We start from the raw sequence: 20,734 nt of genomic DNA, 5'->3' as shown, positions 1-20,734 counted from the left end.
ATGCAGGAAATTCCGCTTACCGCTGACACCTTTCGTCGGCGGGTCTTCGAATGGTTCGACGTTCACGGCCGCAAGACACTGCCCTGGCAATTCGACAAGACGCCCTACCGCATTTGGGTGTCGGAAATCATGCTGCAGCAGACGCAGGTCGCCACGGTGATTCCCTACTATCAGCGTTTCATGGAACGCTTCCCGGATGTCGCCGCCCTGGCACGAGCGCCACAAGACGAGGTGCTGCATCTTTGGACGGGGCTGGGGTATTACGCACGAGCGCGTAACCTGCACAAGGCCGCCCAAGTGGTGATGGATGAACATGGCGGCGAGTTTCCGATGGACAGCGTCGAGGCGCTTTCCGCGCTGCCCGGCATCGGGCGTTCCACCGCCGGCGCCATCATCAGCATCAGCACTGGCCGACGCGCGGCGATTCTCGACGGCAACGTCAAGCGTTTACTGACTCGTCTGCATGCCGTGGAAGGCTGGCCCGGCCGTCCTGCCGTAGAGCGTGAGCTATGGACACTGGCGGAGCGTTACACGCCGGATGAGCGTCTGGCCGACTATACCCAGGCGATGATGGACCTGGGGGCGACGCTATGTACGCGAAGCAAGCCGGCATGCCTGCTATGCCCCTTCGAAGATGTTTGCGTGGCGCATGCGCGTAGCGCAGAAACGCGCTTCCCCGAATCCAAACCGCGCAAGGCACTGCCTGAGCGCGTCACACAGATGCTGGTATTGCGTGACCCACAGGGGCGCGTCTTCCTCCAGCAACGTCCAGCTAGCGGATTGTGGGGCGGTTTGTGGAGTCTGCCCCAGTTCGATGACGAGCAAGCGCTACGCGCCTGGCTCGATCAGCGCTTCCCCCACGCCAAGCGCGAGGCGGATGGCGAGGCATTCACGCATACCTTTAGCCATTTTCGCTTGAAGATCACGCCCTCGCCGGCACGTCTGGATGAGCTACCTTCCGAGGTCGGAGAGGCAGAGGCACTATGGTACGACGCCAAGGCGCCCGCTAGTGTAGGATTGGCGGCGCCGGTCAAGACACTGCTCGACCGAGATGTTTCGTAACCCCGCAATACGTTAGGAGTAAGCGCCATGAGCCAGACTGTCTTTTGCCGCAAGTACCAACAGGAGCTCGAGGCCCTGCCGTTTCCGCCGCTACCCGGTGCCAAGGGGCAGGAGATCCAGCAAACGGTTTCCAAGCAAGCCTGGGACGAATGGCAGGCGCAGCAGACCCGTTTGATCAACGAAAAGCACCTCAGCCTGCTGGACCCCGAAGCGCGTACCTATCTCATGGAGCAGATGGAGCGCTTCCTGGACAATCAAGATACCGACCAGGCTGAAGGCTACGTACCCCCGAGCCAGTAAAGCAGGCCCGGTGGTCGGCATCTTTTTGAATTAAAAGGCTTGACCCGAACCGAAGAATTCGGTTTAATGCGTCTCCGTTGGCAGCGGCCAGATAGCTCAGTCGGTAGAGCAGTGGATTGAAAATCCTCGTGTCGGCGGTTCGATTCCGTCTCTGGCCACCAATTTGCTGGGGTATAGCCAAGTGGTAAGGCACTGGTTTTTGGTATCAGCATGCGCAGGTTCGAATCCTGCTACCCCAGCCATCGCTAACGGCTCTATGCTATGCCGACATAGCTCAGTTGGTAGAGCAACTGACTTGTAATCAGTAGGTCCCGGGTTCGACTCCTGGTGTCGGCACCATAGCTTAGCGACTGATTCTAAAGGCTTTTTTAGCCTTGAAAGAAACCGCCCATCGAGGCGGTTTTTTTGTGGGTGTCCATCAAGTATCCACAGCGCTCATTAGGCATTACAAATTCTGCACCCTGAAGTCCGCCGAGCAATCGATTTCGTCGCCGGCGACCATGAAGCGGCCGTGACCGCGATAATGCAGGGTGCGGGGAAGGCCGATTGAGGTGTCTACATGGGCTTTGACGATCTCCCAGATGAACAGCTCGTGGCGGTCTATCTGGCTGTCGTCGACCAGGCGGCACTCGAAGCTGGCATAGCATTCCTCAACGAGCGGTGCAGAGACGATCTTGCCCGGTGTCGGTGTCAGCCCGAAGGCGTCGAACTTATCGAGCGTATCACCATCGCTATTGCCCACCCCGACCACGGCGTCGACTAGCTCCAGTGTCGGTATGTTGATCGTGCATTCGCGGCTTTCGCGTACGAGGCGATGGCTGTGATTGGCGGCGGTGATTAGGCAACCGAAGTGTGCCGGCGTGAAGCCGAGCATCATGTGCCAGCCCATCACCATCAGGTTACGTTCTGCCTGCCATTGCGAGCCCACCAGTACGATGGGGCCGGTTTCCAGGTGACAGCGGCATTGATCGAGGGGGAAGTCGGCCTTGCGTGGTGTCATACCTTCTCCTTGCACGATGGCACTCCGATTAAAATAGCCCATTGCGGCAGAGAAAGGCGTTGGCGGGGGCCAGACACAAGTAAGCCCGACCGAGGCCGGGCTGTGGACGTTGCGTCATTGCATGTCCTGTCGAGCTCCTTGCGACCTTTCCACACTTCCTTGTGCGCGATGCTGAGCACCGAGGTCGTATCCCTGCTCGACGGCGCTCACAATGTCATAGTGAACAGGCGGTTGGATTGATCTGGGTTAAATACCCGACAATTTTACTCGGGAATTAGTGGTCGTCTGATAAAATTCTTCGGGTGTCGTCGGATGCTGACCCGTTGCGTCGGCATTGGCTTACTAGAAAGACATCGAATATAGGTAAACGAAGCGTCTCTAATGTGTTATTTTTTGTATACGTGAGCCATGGACGGCGAGGAACCTTCAAGGAAGTCGCAATTCCATCGCGTAGTGGTTCACACTGCGTACGACGTTTTAGCCCTCCCATGGCGGAGGGCTTTTTTCTGCCTGAAAGGTGGTGAAGCGGGTCTTCCTACTCTTTTCCTGCCTCTGAATTTCCTGCCTCTGAACGAAACAGGCCCATGCACGGGGCATGGGCCTGTTCTGACGCTGTTACTGCGCGGGGCGAAATGTTGTGCCCCGGCATACAGCGTTTAACGCTTCATGAGGGCATCCAGAGCGGCGTTCAGCGTCGCGCTGGGACGCATGACTTGGCTGGTCAGATCATAATCGGGATGGTAGTAGCCATTGATCTCTACCGGCTTACCTTGCACTTCGGTGAGTTCTTTGACGACCTTGTCTTCGTCGGCTTTGAGCGATTTGGCCAACTCGCTGAACTGCCCCTTCAGCTCGGCGTCTTCGTCCTGAGAGGCGAGTGCCTGGGCCCAGTAGAGCGAGAGATAGAAGTGGCTGCCGCGGTTATCGATTTCGCCGATCTTGCGTGACGGCGACTTGTTGCTGTTGAGGAATTCACCGGTGGCCTGATCCAGCGTCTTGGCCAGCACCTTGGCCTTGGGATTGTCGTACGCCTTGGCGAGGTGCTCGAGTGACGCGGCCAGGGCGAGGAACTCACCCAGCGAGTCCCAGCGTAGGTGATTTTTCTCCAGGAGCTGCTCGACGTGCTTGGGCGCGCTGCCGCCGGCGCCGGTCTCGAACAGGCCGCCGCCCTGCATCAGCGGGACGATGGAGAGCATCTTGGCACTGGTGCCGAGTTCCATGATCGGGAACAGGTCGGTCAGGTAGTCGCGCAGCACGTTGCCGGTGACGGAGATAGTGTCTTCGCCCTTGCGAGTGCGTTCCAGCGAGAAGCGCATGGCGTCTTCCGGCGCCATGATGCGGATATCCAGGCCGCTGGTATCGTGATCCTTGAGGTAGGCTTCGACTTTCTCGATGAGCTTCGCATCATGCGCGCGGTTGGCATCCAGCCAGAAGATGGCGGGGGTGGCGCTGTCGCGGGCGCGAGTGACGGCAAGCTTGACCCAGTCCTGAATCGGCGCGTCCTTGGTCTGGCACATGCGCCAGATGTCGCCGGCTTCCACGTCATGGTTGAACAGTTGATGACCGTTTTCGTCGGTGACCACGATGGTGCCGTCCGCATCGGCCTGGAAGGTCTTGTCGTGAGAGCCGTATTCCTCGGCCTTCTGCGCCATCAGGCCGACGTTGGGTACGCTACCCATGGTGGTCGGATCGAAGGCGCCATTCTTCTTGCAGTCATCGATGGTGACCTGATAGATGCCGGCGTAGCAGCGATCCGGGATCACGGCCTTGGCATCGTGCAGCGCATCGTCGGTGCCCCACATCTTGCCGGAATCGCGAATCATCGCCGGCATGGACGCGTCGATGATCACATCAGAGGGCACATGCAGGTTGGAGATACCCTTGTGCGAGTTGACCATCGCCATCGGCGGACGCTCTTTGTAGAGCGCGTCGATGTCGCTCGTGATGGCGTCCTGTTGTTCGCTGGGCAGGGACTCGATCGCGCTGTAGAGGTCGCCGATGCCACTGTTGGGATTGAAGCCCGCCAGTTCGAGGGCGTCGGCGTGTTTCTCGAGCACGTCCTTGTAGAACTCTTCGACCACCATGCCGAACATGATCGGGTCGGAAACCTTCATCATGGTGGCTTTCAGGTGTAGAGAGAACAGCACGCCGCGCTTCTTGGCATCCTTGATCTCGCTGTCGATGAAGTTGCGCAGATGGCGGCTGCTCATGCGTGAGGCGTCGACGACTTCACCGTCCTGAACCGCCAGGCCTTCCTTGAGGACGCTGGTGGTGCCGTCTTTCTGCTTGAGTTCGATCTTGAGCTTGCCGGCCTTTTCGATGGTGGCGGACTGCTCGCTGCCATAGAAGTCGCCTTCGCTCATGTGCGCGACATGCGACTGAGAGTCGGCGCTCCACTCACCCATGCGGTGTGGATACTTCTTCGCGTAGTTCTTGACCGATTGCGGCGCGCGACGGTCGGAGTTACCTTCGCGCAGAACCGGGTTGACCGCGCTGCCCTTGGCCTTGTCGAAAGCGGCCTTGATCGCCTTCTCTGCGTCGTTTTTCGGCTCGTCCGGATAATCCGGCAGCGGATAGCCCTGGCTCTGCAGTTCCTTGATCGCGGCCTTGAGCTGCGGGCCGGAAGCGCTGATGTTGGGCAACTTGATGATGTTGGCTTCCGGCGTCTTGGCCAGCTCGCCGAGCTCGGCCAGGTCGTCGCTCATGCGCTGTTCGTCGCTCAGGAGATCCGGGAACTGAGCGAGGATGCGACCAGCCAGCGAGATATCGCGGGTCTCGACGCTGATGCCGGCTGTGCTCGTGTAAGCGGCGATGATCGGAAGCAGGGAATGGGTCGCCAGCGCGGGGGCCTCATCAGTGAGCGTATAGATGATCTTCGGCGTGTTGGACATTTGGATATTGACCTCTCTTGTCACAGCGGTTGCACGAATCTTCAGCGATGCGGGTTGGCTGGGGGCGATACAAGTGCTTGCCGGCGGTCTTGGGCAGCCCCGCTCGTGCGGCGATGATGCTGTCCCCGCGAAAGCGCTTGGATCATCATGCAGATGGTGAATTCGGTTGGCCCGTCATGGTGCCGGCGACCCAGCGATCGTGTCAGATTATACCAGTGCAGTGTTTGTTGCGCATATACACTGTCGACAATCTTGTCATCAGAAGACATACACTTGTCGAGCTTAGCGACCGCTGCGAGACTCGCGGGCGTTGCGTCATGATAGTTGGGCATGGTCGGAAAGTGGGAGGCGATATGACATTTCTGATCGGCGTAGGCATTCCATTGCTGGTGCTGGTAGGCGTCTGGTGGGGCGCACGAATAGCGCTCAAGCACCTTGTCGCCCGGGATCAAGCGACGCGAGAACGCATGGCCTGGGCCATCGCAGCGGTCGTCGCGGCATTGATTGCGATATACCTCTGGCTACTGCTGACCATGCCGGTATTGCCTGCATAAGGTGACAGGCCGAGAGGCTTGTCTGACCACGCGAACCTGATTACTATCATGCGCCGTCGCCGGTGTAGCTCAGTTGGAAGAGCAACGCACTCGTAATGCGTAGGTCGGTGGTTCGAGTCCACTCACCGGCACCAGAAAGATATCCGTAAACCGCCGCCACGGAGCTTCCGGGCGGCGGTTTGCGTTGCATGCCTGATTCTCTGGCATTCTGCCGGATTCCTCTGAATTTTCGCCGCATGCTTTGCGGCACCTCCTATCCTCTCCTAACGTTAAGGTTGGTCGAGCTGCCTGACACGGCTTGGCTTCGCACGATGCTTTCTGATGGCGAGCGCCCGCCAACGCTAAATTGTGCGTTTCGGGCGTCGCTCAAGAACGATGCCAGCCCTGACTGGTGAATGGCGAGGATAAGACATGGATGACCGTGAGCGCCTCAAGACTGAGGTTTCGTATTTTGATCCCCAGCGACACCCCGCATCGCCGTCGCGGCGACGCTTTCTAAAATCGGCCGGTGCCTCCGGGCTTGCGGTAGCGGCTGCGCCGGCGTTGTCGTCGGTGAGCTATGCCGGCTCGCCGGATGATCCGGATACGCAAGCCGAAACACCCCCCGCCGAAGGCCAGCGCCGCATCACGCTGACCGTCAACGGCCGGCGCGAACAGCTTGATGTCACGCCCAACGTGATCCTGCTCGATGCGCTGCGCCACGCCCTGCAATTGACCGGCACCAAGAAGGGCTGCGACCACGGCCAGTGCGGTGCCTGCACGATCCTTGTCAATGGCACGTCCATCAATTCCTGTTTGAGTCTTGCCGTGACTCACGACGGCGACGAGATCACCACCGTCGAAGGGCTAGAGAAGAACGGCCAGCAGCATCCGTTGCAGCAGGCGTTTCTCGAGCATGATGCCTATCAGTGCGGTTACTGCACGGCGGGTCAGATGATGAGCGCGCTGGCGATCCTGCAGGATGACGACATCGGCACCCGTGACGCCGACGTGCGCGAGGCGATGAGCGGCAATATCTGTCGTTGTGGCGCCTACAAGAACATCGTTGCGGCCATTCAGTCCGCTCGCGGTGCAATGCAAGGGGGCAATGCATGAGACATTTCGATTACGCCCGCGCCGAAAGCGCGCAGCAAGCGGTGGCGGCGCATGGCAGCGAACGCGACTCCGCCTTCCTGGCGGGGGGTACCACGCTGCTCGATCTGGTCAAGCTCGATGTCATGCAGCCGCAGAAGGTGGTCGATATCAACGGTGTCGATCTCGATACCATCGAACGCCTCGACGACGGCCGGCTACGTATCGGCGCGATGGTGACCAACACGGCGCTGGCCCGTGATGAGCGCGTGGTCGACGACTATGCCGTACTTTCCCAGGCATTGCTGGCCGGCGCTTCGACGCAGCTGCGCAACAAGGCGACCACTGGTGGCAACGTGATGCAGCGCGTGCGTTGCCCGTATTTCCGCGATGGCGTGTCCGCCTGCAACAAGCGCGAGCCGGGCAGCGGCTGCGCGGCCATCGGCGGCGTCAACCGCAGCGTCCACGCGGTGCTCGGCACCAGCGACAACTGCATTGCGACGCATCCCTCGGATATGTGCGTGGCGATGGCCGCCATCGGGGCTACCGTCGAGGTACAGGGGCCGGAAGGCCGGCGCGAGATCGACTTCGCCGACTTTCACCTGCTGCCCGGTGACACGCCGGCACGCGAGCATGCGTTGGAAGCGGGCGAGTTGATCACCCACGTGACGCTGGACGCGCCGCTCGAGGGCAGCCGGTCTGCCTATCTCAAGCTGCGCGACCGTCAGTCGTATCAGTTCGCGCTGGCCTCCAGTGCGGTGATCGTGCGCATGGACGGCAACACCATTCGCGAGGCACGAGTAGCCATGGGCGGTGTCGGCACCAAGCCGTGGCGTGCGCCGGAAGTGGAAGCGGCGCTCAAGGGCAAGACCGCCAGTGAGACGCTGTTCGCGGACGCGGCCAAGCGCGCCTTCGAGAACGCCGTCGCCTACGCCCAGAACGGCTACAAGATTCCGCTCGGCCAGCAGGCCATCGTACGTAATCTCACCGATCTGACTGCCGCCTGAATCGCCCGCGAGGAGAATGGAACATGAGCGACACGGATACGAAAGATCCCATTATCGGCGCGGGCGTGCCGCGCATCGACGGTCCCGATAAACTCGCGGGGCGCGCCAACTACGCCGCTGACAACTTGCCGGCCAACATGGCATACGGCTATGGCGTCTTCAGTACCATCGCCAAGGGCAAGGTGACGCGGCTGGATGTCGATGAGGCGAAGCGGATGCCGGGTGTCATCGATATTTTCCACCACGGCCACTTCCCTTCGCTGTACCGCACGCCGTCGAGCTTCGTGCAGGGCAACAAGGTGGAGGAAACACGGCTGCCGTTCGAGGATGAGCGCGTTTACTACGAGGGCCAGTTCGTGGCGCTGGTGGTTGCCGACAGTTTCGAGAACGCGCGTGCCGCCGCGCGACACGTCAAGGTGGAATACGCTGGCGAATCGGCCGTCGCCAACCTCGCCCAGGGTCTCGAGGACAACGGCACGCAGGCGGGTGGCGGTCATTCGCGTGGCGATGCCGCCGCAACCTTCGATGCCGCCGACACGACCATCGACGTCACTTACCACACGCCGGTGGAAACCCATAACCCGATGGAAATGCATGCCTCCGTGGCGTACTGGGATGCGCAGGGTGACCTGACCATTCATGACGCGTCGCAAGGGGTCGTGGTCGAGCGCAATGCGCTGTCCAAGATTTTCGCCATTGCACCCGAGCGCATCACCGTGCACGCGCCCTACATCGGCTCGGGCTTCGGCAGCAAGTTGTGGACCTGGCCGCATGCGGTGGCCACGGCGGCGGTTTCGCGTGAGCTGGGCCGCCCGGTGCAGCTCGTCGTGCCGCGTCAGCAGATGTTCACCACCACCGGGCACCGTCCTGAAACCCGCCAGCGCATGCGTTTGGCGACCGACGGCAACGGCAAACTGGTGTCGCTGCGTCATGAGGCCATCAACACGACCTCGTTCACCGATCAGTACGTGGAAACCTGCGGCAGCGTGACCAAGAGCCTCTACAGTTGCCCCGATCTGACGGTGAGCCATGCCACGACGCAAGTGAATCGCGGCACGCCGACCTCGATGCGTGCACCGGGTGCGGCGCCGGGGCTATTCGCGCTGGAATCCGCCATCGACGAGATGGCACTGGCGGCGGGTGTCGATCCGGTGCAGTTTCGCCTCGATAACTACGCTGAGCGCGACGAGAGCCAGGATCTCGACTTCTCCAGCAATCACATCATCGAAGCAACGCAGCAGGCCGCCGAGCGTTTCGGGTGGCATGACCGCACCCCCGAGATCGGTAGCATGCGCGAGGGACGCGAGGTCGTCGGTTACGGCATGGCAGCCTGCAACTGGGAAGCGCTGAAGCGGCCCTGCGATGCACGCGTGTCGCTGCGTGCCGATGGCACCGTCTTCGCTTCCTGTGCGACCCAGGATATCGGCACCGGCACCTACACCATCGTCGCCCAGGCGGTGAGCGACGTGACCGGTGTGCCGTTGGATCGGATCACCGTCAAGCTGGGGGACTCCTCCTATCCTGATGGCCCTATTTCCGGCGGCTCCTGGGCCACGGCAACGACGCTTCCGGCCATCGCCGGTGCGGCGCGCAATGCGCTTGACGAGCTCAAGCGCTATGCCACTGGTGGCAATGGTATCTTCGCCGAGGCCAGTGCGGACGATCTGAGCGTGGCCGATGGTGGCCTGCGTTATGACGGCAAGCAGGCGAGTTTCGCCGAGGTGCTCGACGCTGCGCGTTACGGTAGTGCCGATGGCGAAGCGCATACCGAGGCCGCCGACTCGAAATACTCCTACCGCTCCTTCGGTGCCCATTTCGTCGAGGTACGCTGGGATCCGGGCATCTCCCATCTGCGTGTATCGCGAGTGGTCAGCGCCATCGACGTGGGCAAAGTGATCAACGCGACCACCGCACGCAACCAGGTCGAGGGCGCGGTCGTGATGGGTATCGGCATGGGGCTTTTCGAAGCCACCGAGTACGACGAGCGCAACGGCCGCCCCGTGAACAACGACTACGCCGAGTACGTGGTGCCGGTGCATGCCGACCAGCCGGAGATCGACGTCATTCTGCTCGATTATCCCGATCTGGCGTTCAATGAATACGGCGCGCGCGGTATCGGCGAGATCGGCGTCACTGGGTTGGCCGCCGCCATCGGCAATGCGGTGCACCATGCCACCGGCAAGCGCATTCGCGAGCTGCCCATCACCCTCGATAAGCTGATGGACGACGTGCCCCAGGCGCAAAGTGCGTGAGGGTCGCCGACGTCAGCGTGTCGCGTCACCGTCCGGCGGCGTGATGCGCTTCAGGTCCGCTGGCGTGTCGATATCCAGGAGGATGCCGGGGTCATCGACCTCGAATTCCCGGTAGCGCTCGGGGTGCTGGCGGATCAGCCGCCGTGCTCCAGCGTCGCCGTCCAGGCATGTGAGTGCCGCCCAGAACGCGCGCCCAAACAGTACCGGGTGGCCGGGACGACCGGCGTGGCAGGGGCGTAGGATGTGTTCGGCATCGGCGAGACGCTGCAGGTGAAGCAGGGTATCGCGCCGGATGGTAGGCATGTCGCCGAGCAGGATCGCCGCTGCCTGAACGTCAGCGAGTGACGGGTCCTGCGAGAGCGCCGCGAAGGCTTCGGCCAGGCTGGCGCCCAGGCCGTGCTCGGCGCGTGTCGCACGAATCAGCGGCGTGTCGTCGGCAAGTCCGAGGCGCGCGGGGTCGTCCCCGGTACGCAGTACCACGCGATGGCATGCAAACGCTTCGCGCGCCTTGGCCAACGAGGCGCCGAGCAGCGTACCTTCCCAAGGTCCGCTCGCGCGGCGTTTGTCCTCCTCCCCGAAACGCCGCGACCCGCCGGCGGCCATGATCACGGCGACCACCCGTTCAGAGTGCATCGCGTGCCTTGCCGCGCCGCACACGCACGATATCGGCCATCACCGCCAGTGCGATCTCGGCGGGCGTCTTGCTCCCCAGCGCCAGGCCGACGGGCATGTGCAGGCGCTCGATATCGGCCTCACTGAGCCCACCGGTGCGCTGCAAGCGTTCGGCGCGCGCCGTGGAGGTGCGCCGCGAGCCCATGACGCCGATATAAAACGCCGACGTACGCACGGCCTCGATCATCGTCAGGTCGTCGAGGCGTGGGTCGTGGGTCAGGGCGACCACGGCCGTCGCCGCATGACATCCCCCCGAGGCGATGAACGAGGACGGCAGCGTGACCTGCGTCTGGACGCCCGGTATCGCGACATCCCGCCAGGCGTCCTCACGCGGGTCGCAGACGATGACCTCGAAGCCCAGCGAGCGCGCGAACTCGGCGCAAGCGATCGAGACCGGCGAGAGGCCGGCCACGATCAAGCGTGCCACCGGTCCCAAGCGCACCCGGGCTTGGTGCTCATCTAGCGTCACTCGGGGACCTTCGCTGTCGTCATCGGCAAGTGTCGCTAGCCCGGTAGCGGTATCGACCTGGCGAATAGCCGGGCGCTGCCCACGCAGGACGTCGTACAAGGCGTCGAGATGGGCGAGCTGCTCGGGGGTTGGCGGCAGGCGCTCGATCATGACGTCGAGAATGCCGTCGCAGGGCAGGGTGACTGTCGGCCCCTCGGCGTGACCATCACCGTAACGTAGCGTGGTGACCGGCGACTCGAAGGCGCCCTGTGTCAGGCGCTCGAGAAAGTCCTCCTCGATACATCCGCCCGACAAGGAACCTTCATGGCGGCCATCCCCGCGTGCGACGAACAATGAACCGGGCTCGCGGGGCGACGAGCCGAACGTCGCCAGCACCGTGCACAACCATACCGTTTCACCGTCGCGGGCCCAGTCGAGCGCTCGCTCGATGACCTGCAAATCCAAGTGCTGCATGCTCGAGGCGTCCAATCGATCAATGAACGTCGAACGTCGTGCGGCTCCGATGAACTGGCCGTACGATGTTCCCTTGGCAGGCGCTTGCCTGCGTGGCGCTCATTGTAACACCTCGGCGTACGCGCGCCGGCTAGCCGGGCAACAGGCGTCGGCGCTTGGGAGTGGCGGGACGAGCGCCTGGAAAACGCTGCTCGATGAGGCGCATCACGCTGGTGAGCACCAGAGTCAGGGCCAGGTAGATGCCAGCGATGAGCAGGAGTGGCTCGTATACCAGGAAGGTTTCGTCGCGCACCATGTTGGCGGCTTTGAGCAGATCCATCAGCGCGATGGTCGAGACCAGGGGCACCGACTTGAGCAGCAGGATCAGCTCGCCGGTCAGCGTGGGCAGGCACATCTGGATGGCGCGCGGCAGCCACAGCCGATAGAGAATCTGCCAAGGGCTCAGGCCGAAGGCGCGGCCGGCGGCGAGCTCGCCCTCGGGTACGCTCAATAGCGCTCCGCGCAGGACCTCGCCCGTGTAGGCGCCGACGCTCAGCGTGAAGGTCAGCGTGCCGTAGAAGAACGGATCGCGCAGCAGCGGCCAGATCAGGCTCTCCTGCAGGCCGGGGATCTCCGGCAGCAAGCGTCCCACGCCGTCGTAGAAAAAGAACAACTGCACGAGCAACGGCGTGCCGCGTACTACCGTGGTCAGTCCGGTGACCAGCATGGCCAACGGGCGTGGGCCGCGCAGGCGGATCATGGCGAAGGTCACTGCCAGCGCGAAACCGCAGACGGCCGAGACGGCGACCAGCCACAGGGTATTGACGAAGCCAGTCCAGAGGGCTTTTTGATAGAACGGATCGCTCAGCCAGGAAAAGTCCATGGCAGGGATACTCCTCGATGCGAGCTAGTCGATGTCGACTAGGCGCTGGGCTGGCCGCGGCGGACGTGACGCTCCGCGCGGGCGAACAAGGCGTTGGAGCCCAGCGTCATGACCAGATAGAGCGCGCCAGCGAGGGCGTAGAACAGGGCATAGTCGCGAGTGCTGGCGGCCGCTTGTTGGGCGGTGAAGAACAACTCCTCGAAGCCGATCACGCTGATCAATGCGGTGTCCTTGACCAGGATCAGCCACAGGTTGGACATCCCGGGCAGGGCGTTGGGCAGCATGCCGGGCAGCACGATGCGGTAAAAGCGTGTCGGGCGCGAAAAGCCATAGGCGTCGGCGGCTTCCAGTTGTCCCTTGGGGATCGCCTGGATGGCGCCACGGAAGACCTCGGTCATGTAGGCGCCCTGAACGAAGGCGAGCACGCCCACGGCAGTGACGAAACCGCTGATCTCGATGTGCATGTCGCCGCCGAGTTTGGCGAGCAGGGCATTGAGCGCCTGGCTGCCGGCGTAATACAGCAGGATGATCAACAGTAATTCGGGAATGGCGCGGACCAGCGTGGAATACGCCGTACCCAGGCCGCGCAGGGGGCGCCAGGGGCTGAGGCGTGCCGTGGCCCCGAGTAGCCCCAGGACGAGCCCGATGGCATAGGCCAGCAAGGCGATTTCCAGTGTCACCAGGGCGCCTTGCAGGATCGGGCCGAGCCATTCCAGCAGGCTATTGCTATGATCGCTTGGCATGGTCGAAGTCTCGCAGTGTCGGAAACGGGACCGGCCGAGCAGGGCCCGACCGGCGGATCGCGAGGCGGATCAACCGCCGCAGATGTCGGTACCGAAGTACTGCTGGGAGAGCTCGGCGCAGCGGCCGTTGTCGAGCACGCTGGCGATCGCGGCGTTGAGCTTGTCGCGCAGGGCGTCGTCGTCCTGGCGCAGACCAATGCCCACGCCGTCGCCGAAGGCATCGTCACGCGGCGCGGTGGCACGGATCTCGAAGTCCTGGGCAGCGTCGCGCTCGACGAATTCCGTCATGGCGATCTTGTCGGCAAGGATGGCATCGACACGTCCGGCGAGCAGGTCGCGGTTGGCCTGTTCCTGCTGGTCGTAGACCTTGAGCTCGACCCCGGTATCGGCCAGCGAGCGGCGCGCGAAGGTGGCATTCGTGGTCGACCCTTGAACGCCGAGAATCTTGCCGTCGAGATCGTCGGGAATTTGCATGTCGTTGGTCTTGGCGGTGACGTACGCCGAAGGCGTGAAATAGTACGGGTCGCTGAAGGCAATGACGCGCTTGCGTTTCTCAGTGATCGATAGCGAGTTCATGATCATATCGATCTTGCCGCTTTTGAGCGCCGGGAAAATCCCACCCCATCCGGTCGGCGTGATGTCGCACGCGGCGTTCATCTCCTCACAGAGTGCCTGGCCCAGCTCGACTTCGAAGCCGGTCCAGCTGCCGTTGGCGTCCTTGTAGGTGAACGGTGGGTAGGGCTCCGCGGAGATGCCGATCTTGAGCGGCTCGTCCGCCATCGCCGAGGTCGCGCTCAGCGCCAGCAGGACGAGGCCCGCTGTCTGCATCAGGGTCGCTGTCAGTTGCTTGATCATCATGGTTCCCCATCGTTGTTGTGTCGGGCCGTGAGGGCCCGGGATGATATGGCACCGCTGGCGGCGCCACGTGAAAGGCTCAGGCCACGCTCGAGACGAACTGACGGCAGCGCTCGCTGGTCGCGGTTTCGAAAACATGTGCCGGGGTGCCGATTTCCTCGACGCAGCCCTGGTGCAGGAAGGCCACCTGGTGAGAGACGTCGCGGGCGAAGCCCATTTCGTGGGTGACCAGCAGCATGGTGCGGCCCTCCTCGGCGAGACCGTGGATGACGCCGAGTACCTCGTTGACGAGTTCCGGGTCGAGGGCCGAGGTGGGTTCGTCGAACAGCAATACTCGCGGCTCCATGGCCAGGGCCCGGGCGATGGCGACGCGCTGTTGCTGACCGCCGGAAAGATAGGCGGGATATTGGTCGCGCTTATCGGCCATGCCGACCCGCTCCAGGTAATGCTCACCCAGCGTCACGGCCTCGCGTTTGGACAGGCCACGCACGCGCACGGGGGCTTCGATGACATTGCCGAGCACGCTCAGATGCGGCCATAGATTGAATTGCTGAAAGACCATGCTGACCTGGGTACGCAGGCGTTGCAGTTGACGGCGCTTGATGCCGGTTCGACTGCCTTGGGAGGCGCTATGGCGAGTGTCCTGGGAAAAGTTTAGCGACTCGCCGGCGATGGTCAGGTCGCCGCTGTCAGGCGTTTCGAGGAGGTTCATGCAGCGCAGCAAGGTGCTCTTGCCGGAGCCACTGGAGCCGATGATCGAGACCACGTGGCCTTCATGCACATCGAGGGAGACGTCCTTGAGGACCTCCAGCTCGGCGTAGCGCTTGACCAGGTGACGGGCCTCGATGGCCAGATTTTTGTGATTAGCCATACCCCTCCTGCAGTGGGTGAAAAGATCGCGACCCGGCGAATTCTCCGGGGTCGCGCGTGGGTCATGCTTGGGCGGTCGCTCGACATTCATCGGCGCAACGCGCCAGGCGCCGGCATGCCTCACGCAGGCGTTCGGCGTCCACCGTCAGGCTCAAGCGCACGAAGCCCGCCGCCGAGGGCCCGAAGGCGTCGCCGGCGAGTGCCGAGACGCCCTGCTCGTCGAGCAGACGGTCGGCGAAGGCCTGCGCGGAAAGCCCGGTGCGGCGGATATCGATCATCATGAACATGCCGGCTGCCGGGCACAGCGCCTCGACATTCGGGCTGTCGGCGAGCGCCTCGAGCACGGTATCGCGGCGTGTCCGGTAGGCATGACGCATCTCGGCGAGCGCTGCAGGCGGATTAGCCAGCGCCTCACAGGCGGCGTCCTGAATGAAATCGGGACAGCCGTAGAGCATGCATAGCGCCAGGTGGCTCAGGTGCTGGATCAGGGGCTCGGGGCCGACTACCCAGCCCAGTCGCCAGCCGGTCATCGCATGCGACTTGGAGAGGCTATTGATGATGGCAGTGCGCTCACTCATGCCGGACAGGCTGTCCGGCGAGAACGGTTCGCCGTCGTGGACCAGCTCGGCGTAGACCGCATCGGAAAGCAGCCACAGGTCGTGCTCGCGACACAGCGTGGCCAGCGCCTCCCAGTGCGCCCGCGTGAACACCTGGCCGGTGGGGTTGTGCGGGCTGTTGAGCAGCAGCGCCCGGGTGCGCGGCGTCACGGCGGCGGCGAAGTCGGCCGGATCGGGCTGGAAGTCGTTTTCCGCGCGCAGCGGTACGCGCACCAGGGTCGCGCCGGCGGCTTGCAGGGCCGCTTCGTAGGTGACGTACATCGGCTCGGGCACGATCACTTCGTCGCCGGGATCGAGCACGCACTGCGCCACGGCATACAGGCCGCACTGGGCGCCGGCCAGCACCGCCACGTTGTCGGCATGGGTCGCTGGTGCACCGCCGGTCTGACGGTGATGGTGGGCGATCAGTTCGCGTAGCCGCGTCTTGCCCTGTACATCGGCATAGTGCGTGGCGCCGGCACGCAAGCTATCGACCGCGCTGTCGACGATGGGGGTCGGCGTGGCGAAATCCGGATCGCCCACCGAGAGGATGATCACGTCCTCGCCCTCGGCCTGCCGCGCCAGGGCGCGGTAGTGGATATCCCAGGCGGCGGCGCCCTCGCCGGCGATGCGCTGGGTCAGTCGGGAATAGTGCATGCAGGTTCCTCGTTAGCGTCGTCGGTGCGTTACACGCCGTGCGTTACAAGCTGGCCTTGACCGCTGCCAGGCCGGGCTCACCGTCACGCGTGGTCACGCCGTCGAGGAACTCGGCCAGCTCGTCGGGATGGTTTTGCAACCACTCGTGGGCTACCGCCTCGAGCTCGCGCTCTTTCAGACCGTACTCGCGGATGAAATCGCTTTGTTGCTTGGCGCTGAGCACGAATTGATCGAGCAAACGCATGAGGTTGGGGTTGGCCTCGCTGAAGGGCTTGGCGACGATGGTGCGCACGTCGCTGCGGCCCTGGTTATCGCCATAGATGCCTTCAGGGTCGTCGAGGATATGCATGTCGAATTCCGGCACCATCCAGTGCGGCGTCCAGCCGTAGAAGGCGATCCAACGCTTTTCGTCGTAGGCGCTGCGCACCGCGCTGAGCATCCCCGGCGTCGAGGACTCCAGCAGTTCCCAGTCGCCCAGGCCGTAGGTGTCGTTACGCTTGGCGTCGTGGATGAAGTCGCTGACCGTCGAGCCGGACTCGATGGAATAGTAGCGGCCCTCGAAACGTTCGCGGTTCTCGGGATCGTCGAGCTGCTCGGCGCTGGTCACGCCGGCCTCATACACATAATCGGGCACCGCGAAGCCCATGCGCGCGCCGGTGACGTTATTGCCCAGATCGATGATGGTGCCATCGTCCATCGCGGCGTCGTAGCTGTCCTGCTGGGCGGGAAGCCAGCCGGCGAGAAAAACGTCGCTGTCGCCGGTCTGCAAGGTCTTGTAGCCCACCGTGCTGCTGAGCTCCTGGCGTTCGTTGGTATAGCCCAGCGGGGCGAGGATCTGTGCCATGATTTCGGTCTTGACCGTGACGCCGGGCCACGGCGGAGCGACGAAGGAGACCTGGGTAGCCTCGTCGGTGGCGTGGGCTGCCAGAGGTAGTAGGGCAAGGGCGGCCAGCAGCCGCGTGGTGGTGCGTCGCATGATCTCTCCTGTTAAATACGATGAATTCAAGCGGACCAGCTGTCGGCCTCGACGTCGATCAGGGTCGGCCCCGGCGCCTGGCGCGAAGCCTGCAGTGCCTGGTGCAGCGCGGCACGCGTCGACACGCGCACGCCGTGGCAGTCCATCGAGCGGGCCAGTGTCACGAAATCCGGTGCGGCAAGATCAACACCTAGACGTGGCACGTCCTGGGCGTCCATGTAGCGGCGGATCTCGCCATACCCCGCGTTATTCCAGATCACGATCGCCATGGGCACGCCGGTCTCGCGCGCGGTGGCGATTTCACCGAGGGTGAACATGAGCCCGCCGTCGCCGACCAGTGCGATCACCGGCCGCTCGGGCACGCCCAGTGCTGCACCCAAGGCGGCGGGCAATCCGTAACCCAGCGTGCCGTAGCCAGTGGCGGCGTTGAACCAACGGCGTGGCGCAGGCATCTCGGCGATGAAGTTGCCGGCATACACCGGCCCCGTGGAGTCGCCAACGATGGTGGCGTCGGGCAACGCCTCGCGCAGCGTGTCGAGAAAAGCGGCGTAGGGCGCGACGTCCTCGGCGTCACGCAGCGCGAGTGCCGTCCTGGTGTGTGAGACGCGCCCGGCGCCGCCGCGAGAGGACTGCGTCGGCAAGCGTGTGAGCAGTCCCTGGGCGACTTCACCGACATCGGCGAGCAGGGCAAGGTCGGCGGCTTGGTTACGCGCCAGTTGCTGGGTGTCGATGTCTACGCGGATCAGCCGTCCGTCGAGCTGGAAGCCGCCGTTGAAGGTCAGGTCGTAGTCGGTCTCACCGAGTTCCGTGCCCAGCGCCAGCACCACGTCGGCGTGGCGCGCGAGTTCGCGTCCGGCGGGCAGGCTCGCGCAGGCACCGAGATCCAACGGGTGGTCGCATCCCAGCATGCCCTTGGCGTTGATGGTGGTCATGGTGGGTGCATCAAGGCGTTCGACGAGGGCGCGCACGGCGTCGCTGGCCGCCGCGCAGCCGCCCCCGAGTAGCACCAGAGGGCGTTCGGCGTCGGCCAGCCAGTCGGCGGCCCAGGCCAGTGCGGCATCCGGCGCCGCCGGTGGGAAAAACTCGGTGATCTTGGGCTCGAGCGCCGGGCAAGCCTGCGGCATCACATCCAGCGGAATCTCGATGTGTACCGGGCCGGGGCGAGCGCTCTTGAAGATGGCGAATGCGCGCCCCAGCACCTCGGGCAGTGCCTCGGGCGTATGCAGGGTATGACTGAAAACGCTGACGCCGTCCAGGGTGCGCTGCTGATCGGGAAGCTCATGAAGGCATCCTTGACCGCGCCCCAAGGTATCGCGGCGATTGACGCTGGAAATCACCAGCATTGGCACCGAATCGGCCAGCGCCTGGCCCATGGCGGTGGCGATATTGGTCATGCCCGGCCCGCTGATGATGAAGCAGGCGGCCGGTTTACCGGTCGCCCGGGCGTAACCGTCGGCCATGAAGCCGGCGCCCTGTTCGTGGCGCGGTGTGACGTGCTCGAGGCCGCTGTCGGGCAAACCGCGATACAACTCGACGGTATGTACGCCGGGGATACCGAAGACGGTATCGATACCGTGGGCGACGAGCAGGTCGAGCAAGCGTTGTGCGCAATTGCTCATGGCGTGCCCTCGACGCTTATGGTTTCGCCGAATGGCGGTTGCGACATGACACGCTCGACCATGGGGATGAAGTCCTCGAGAGGCCGTGTGGGGTAGTCGGGGTCGAAGGAGCACTGATCCCACTCGTCGCAGAAGCGCACAGTGCGTGCGTAGGCGGGATGCTCGCGATAGGCCTCGCGGGCGTGGGGATCCATGCCATAGAAGGCGTGGTAGTGATAGCCCTGAAACAGCTCGTGGTGCCGGATCATCCACACATTGAGCGGGTCGATGAAGGGTTCGAGGATTGCCGCGGCGATTTCCGCGTGATTGGCGGGAGCCAGGTCGTCGCCGATGTCGTGAAGCAGGGCGCAGACCACGGTTTCTTCGTCGGCGCCCGCCTCCAGCGCGCGGGTCGCGGTCTGCAGGCAATGCTCGTAACGGTCGACGGGATAGCCGTGGGGATCACCCTTGAGGCGCAACAGGTGCTCGAGCACGCGGCGGCTGGCATCGTTCTGGTAGTGCTGGAAATGCGCGTCGATCAGTGCCCAGTCGTCGCGGGTGCTCTCGTCGAAGCGGGTAAACGTCGCCTGGTTCATGCGTTGGCTCCCTGGACGGATCGCGGTGCGGCATCATTGTCACTGTCGGCGTGCTGAGCGGCGAGTACGCGACGCCGGCTGGCGGTGCTATCGCGATCGACATAGCCCTGGCGCAGGTGGCGCACGCCGCCTTCGAGCTGGTAAGCGGTACGCCCGTGTAGTAGGCGGTAGTTGTCCATGATCAGCATATCGCCGGGGCCGAGCTTGAGATGCACGGTCAACGCCTCATCGGTGATCAAGCGATAGAAGTGCTGCCTCGCGGCGTAGTAGCGCTCCAGCAAGGCCGCGTCGTGGGCGGTGATGCGCTCGGTGCGGTTGGAGTAGCGTACGCGCGCCAGTCGCCCGTGACTGTCGAGCTCGATCAGCGGACCCTCGCTCGCCAGGTCGGTGGTGGCGTCGGTATAGCGAAACTGCGTCGAGAGGCGCGTCAGGCAGTCGAAATCCTCGGGCGCTTCGGCCTTGAGGCGCTGCGCCGCCATGAAACCGTCGGTGAGTGTGCTATCGCCCCCAGCGGCGGCATTGCTCAGGCAGTGCAGCCAGATGTAGCCGGGAATCGGATCGCGATAGGGGTTGTCGGTGTGCGGTTCGAGCCCGCGTTGCGTCATGGTCAGATCATAGGCGTTGGCCACCGATTTGACGTCGGCGATGCCGCCCCAGTTGGTGCGTCGCAGCGGGCCGATACGGTCGATCAACGGCTGCATGCCGTCTTCCTCGCACGGTACGCCGCTTACCTTGACGAAGCCGTAACGCTGCAAGGCCTCGAGCATCGCCAGCAGGGCGTCGTCGTCCTCGAGCGCTGCGTCGAAGCTTGCTTGAGGCGGGGTCTCGAGATCGGCGTCCCATAAGCTGAGCTCGGGCGCCATGTCGGCATTGTCGGGCGCGGCGTCGGTGAGCAGGGCATCCAGCGCATAGGCGGTGACGTGGCCATCGCTGAAGCGCACGTGCAGGGTCTGCGCGTCGCTGCTTGCCGACTCGACGTGCAAGGTCAGGGGCAGTTGGGCGGCTTCAATCAAGCGCTGCCCGGTGCGGGTATCGAGCGTGGCCGCATCCGGCGCTCGCTCACGCAGCCAGAGGGCGGCGAATTCACACCGCTGGCCGGCGGCGCGCAGAATCACACGTCGCCCTTCGTCCTGGAGTTCGACGTTGGCGGAAATGGACATGAACGATGCTCTCCACTGCTGGCATGGGGTCGACTGCCCCGGCGGGTGAGCCAAGGCGTTTCCCTACCCTAGGCGGATTGACCGAACGGG

The 20,734-nt window shown here is 63.5% G+C and carries 19 protein-coding genes and 4 tRNA genes; 10 read left to right on the top strand and 13 right to left on the bottom strand.

What is annotated here, in order from left to right; translation table 11 throughout:
- The 5 genes from mutY to OP495_RS03385 all read left to right on the top strand — a co-directional run bounded on the left by mutY (position 1) and on the right by OP495_RS03385 (position 1,701).
- Positions 1-1,062: an A/G-specific adenine glycosylase gene (gene mutY / locus OP495_RS03405; protein ID WP_280567224.1), complete on the top strand. Its 1,062-nt coding sequence runs from the start codon at positions 1-3 to the stop codon at positions 1,060-1,062.
- Between the two features lie 27 nt (positions 1,063-1,089).
- Positions 1,090-1,362: an oxidative damage protection protein gene (locus OP495_RS03400; protein WP_280567221.1), complete on the top strand. Its 273-nt coding sequence runs from the start codon at positions 1,090-1,092 to the stop codon at positions 1,360-1,362.
- Positions 1,363-1,447: 85 nt separating this feature from the next.
- Positions 1,448-1,523: transfer RNA gene (locus tag OP495_RS03395), tRNA-Phe, on the top strand.
- Between the two features lie 6 nt (positions 1,524-1,529).
- Positions 1,530-1,604 (top strand) — tRNA-Gln (locus OP495_RS03390).
- A gap of 21 nt (positions 1,605-1,625) precedes the next feature.
- Positions 1,626-1,701: transfer RNA gene (locus OP495_RS03385), tRNA-Thr, on the top strand.
- Between the two features lie 106 nt (positions 1,702-1,807).
- Here OP495_RS03385 and OP495_RS03380 read toward each other — a convergent pair.
- Both OP495_RS03380 and OP495_RS03375 read right to left on the bottom strand, forming a co-directional pair.
- Positions 1,808-2,362, bottom strand: coding sequence for a flavin reductase family protein (locus tag OP495_RS03380; RefSeq protein WP_280567219.1), 555 nt, complete (start codon positions 2,360-2,362; stop codon positions 1,808-1,810).
- Between the two features lie 656 nt (positions 2,363-3,018).
- Positions 3,019-5,253 (bottom strand): NADP-dependent isocitrate dehydrogenase, encoded by a 2,235-nt coding sequence (locus OP495_RS03375; RefSeq protein ID WP_280562675.1) that lies wholly within the window; start codon positions 5,251-5,253, stop codon positions 3,019-3,021.
- Positions 5,254-5,606: 353 nt separating this feature from the next.
- Between OP495_RS03375 and OP495_RS03370 the strand changes: the two genes are divergently transcribed.
- The 5 genes from OP495_RS03370 (at position 5,607) to OP495_RS03350 (ending at position 10,137) form a co-directional block, all read left to right on the top strand.
- Positions 5,607-5,807, top strand: coding sequence for a hypothetical protein (locus OP495_RS03370; RefSeq protein WP_280562676.1), 201 nt, complete (start codon positions 5,607-5,609; stop codon positions 5,805-5,807).
- 58 nt (positions 5,808-5,865) lie between these two features.
- Positions 5,866-5,941 (top strand) — tRNA-Thr (locus OP495_RS03365).
- A gap of 277 nt (positions 5,942-6,218) precedes the next feature.
- Positions 6,219-6,902: a 2Fe-2S iron-sulfur cluster-binding protein gene (locus OP495_RS03360; RefSeq protein ID WP_280567216.1), complete on the top strand. Its 684-nt coding sequence runs from the start codon at positions 6,219-6,221 to the stop codon at positions 6,900-6,902.
- Positions 6,899-7,885, top strand: coding sequence for a xanthine dehydrogenase family protein subunit M (locus OP495_RS03355; protein WP_280567214.1), 987 nt, complete (start codon positions 6,899-6,901; stop codon positions 7,883-7,885). The genes OP495_RS03360 and OP495_RS03355 overlap by 4 nt, the downstream gene beginning before the upstream one ends.
- A 23-nt stretch (positions 7,886-7,908) precedes the next feature.
- Positions 7,909-10,137: a xanthine dehydrogenase family protein molybdopterin-binding subunit gene (locus tag OP495_RS03350; RefSeq protein WP_280567212.1), complete on the top strand. Its 2,229-nt coding sequence runs from the start codon at positions 7,909-7,911 to the stop codon at positions 10,135-10,137.
- Between the two features lie 12 nt (positions 10,138-10,149).
- On the opposite strand, the gene OP495_RS03345 is transcribed toward OP495_RS03350, so the two are convergent.
- The 11 genes from OP495_RS03345 to OP495_RS03295 all read right to left on the bottom strand — a co-directional run bounded on the left by OP495_RS03345 (position 10,150) and on the right by OP495_RS03295 (position 20,644).
- A complete protein-coding gene (locus tag OP495_RS03345; protein WP_280567209.1) occupies positions 10,150-10,770 on the bottom strand; it encodes a nucleotidyltransferase family protein in 621 nt (206 codons plus the stop codon).
- Entirely contained in the window at positions 10,760-11,731 is a 972-nt protein-coding gene (locus OP495_RS03340; protein WP_280567206.1) for an XdhC family protein, read from the bottom strand. Before OP495_RS03340 ends, OP495_RS03345 begins: the two co-directional genes overlap by 11 nt.
- A 130-nt stretch (positions 11,732-11,861) precedes the next feature.
- A complete protein-coding gene (locus OP495_RS03335) occupies positions 11,862-12,593 on the bottom strand; it encodes an ABC transporter permease subunit (protein ID WP_280567202.1) in 732 nt (243 codons plus the stop codon).
- 38 nt (positions 12,594-12,631) lie between these two features.
- Entirely contained in the window at positions 12,632-13,336 is a 705-nt protein-coding gene (locus OP495_RS03330) for an ABC transporter permease subunit (RefSeq protein ID WP_280562683.1), read from the bottom strand.
- Positions 13,337-13,405: 69 nt separating this feature from the next.
- Entirely contained in the window at positions 13,406-14,194 is a 789-nt protein-coding gene (locus OP495_RS03325) for a transporter substrate-binding domain-containing protein (RefSeq protein ID WP_280562684.1), read from the bottom strand.
- Between the two features lie 76 nt (positions 14,195-14,270).
- On the bottom strand, positions 14,271-15,062 hold the full coding sequence (locus OP495_RS03320) for an amino acid ABC transporter ATP-binding protein (protein ID WP_280567201.1): 792 nt from the start codon (positions 15,060-15,062) through the stop codon (positions 14,271-14,273).
- A 61-nt stretch (positions 15,063-15,123) separates the two neighbouring features.
- Positions 15,124-16,314 carry a pyridoxal phosphate-dependent aminotransferase gene (locus tag OP495_RS03315; protein ID WP_280567199.1) on the bottom strand — a complete coding sequence of 397 codons (1,191 nt, stop codon included), beginning with the start codon at positions 16,312-16,314 and terminating at the stop codon, positions 15,124-15,126.
- A 43-nt stretch (positions 16,315-16,357) separates the two neighbouring features.
- The gene (locus OP495_RS03310) at positions 16,358-17,290 is read right to left on the bottom strand and encodes an ABC transporter substrate-binding protein (RefSeq protein ID WP_280567196.1); all 933 of its coding nucleotides are present in this window, start codon (positions 17,288-17,290) and stop codon (positions 16,358-16,360) included.
- Positions 17,291-17,316: 26 nt separating this feature from the next.
- A complete protein-coding gene (locus OP495_RS03305; RefSeq protein WP_280567195.1) occupies positions 17,317-18,909 on the bottom strand; it encodes a 5-guanidino-2-oxopentanoate decarboxylase in 1,593 nt (530 codons plus the stop codon).
- A complete protein-coding gene (locus OP495_RS03300) occupies positions 18,906-19,484 on the bottom strand; it encodes an HD domain-containing protein (RefSeq protein WP_280567193.1) in 579 nt (192 codons plus the stop codon). The genes OP495_RS03305 and OP495_RS03300 overlap by 4 nt, the downstream gene beginning before the upstream one ends.
- Entirely contained in the window at positions 19,481-20,644 is a 1,164-nt protein-coding gene (locus tag OP495_RS03295; protein ID WP_280567191.1) for a TauD/TfdA family dioxygenase, read from the bottom strand. Before OP495_RS03295 ends, OP495_RS03300 begins: the two co-directional genes overlap by 4 nt.
- Between the last annotated feature and the right edge of the window lie 90 nt (positions 20,645-20,734).

This window comes from Chromohalobacter sp. 296-RDG (assembly GCF_029889885.1).
Taxonomy (GTDB): domain Bacteria; phylum Pseudomonadota; class Gammaproteobacteria; order Pseudomonadales; family Halomonadaceae; genus Chromohalobacter.
The sequence above is the reverse complement of the archived record's forward strand: the minus strand, read 5'-3'. Positions and strand labels throughout refer to the sequence as shown.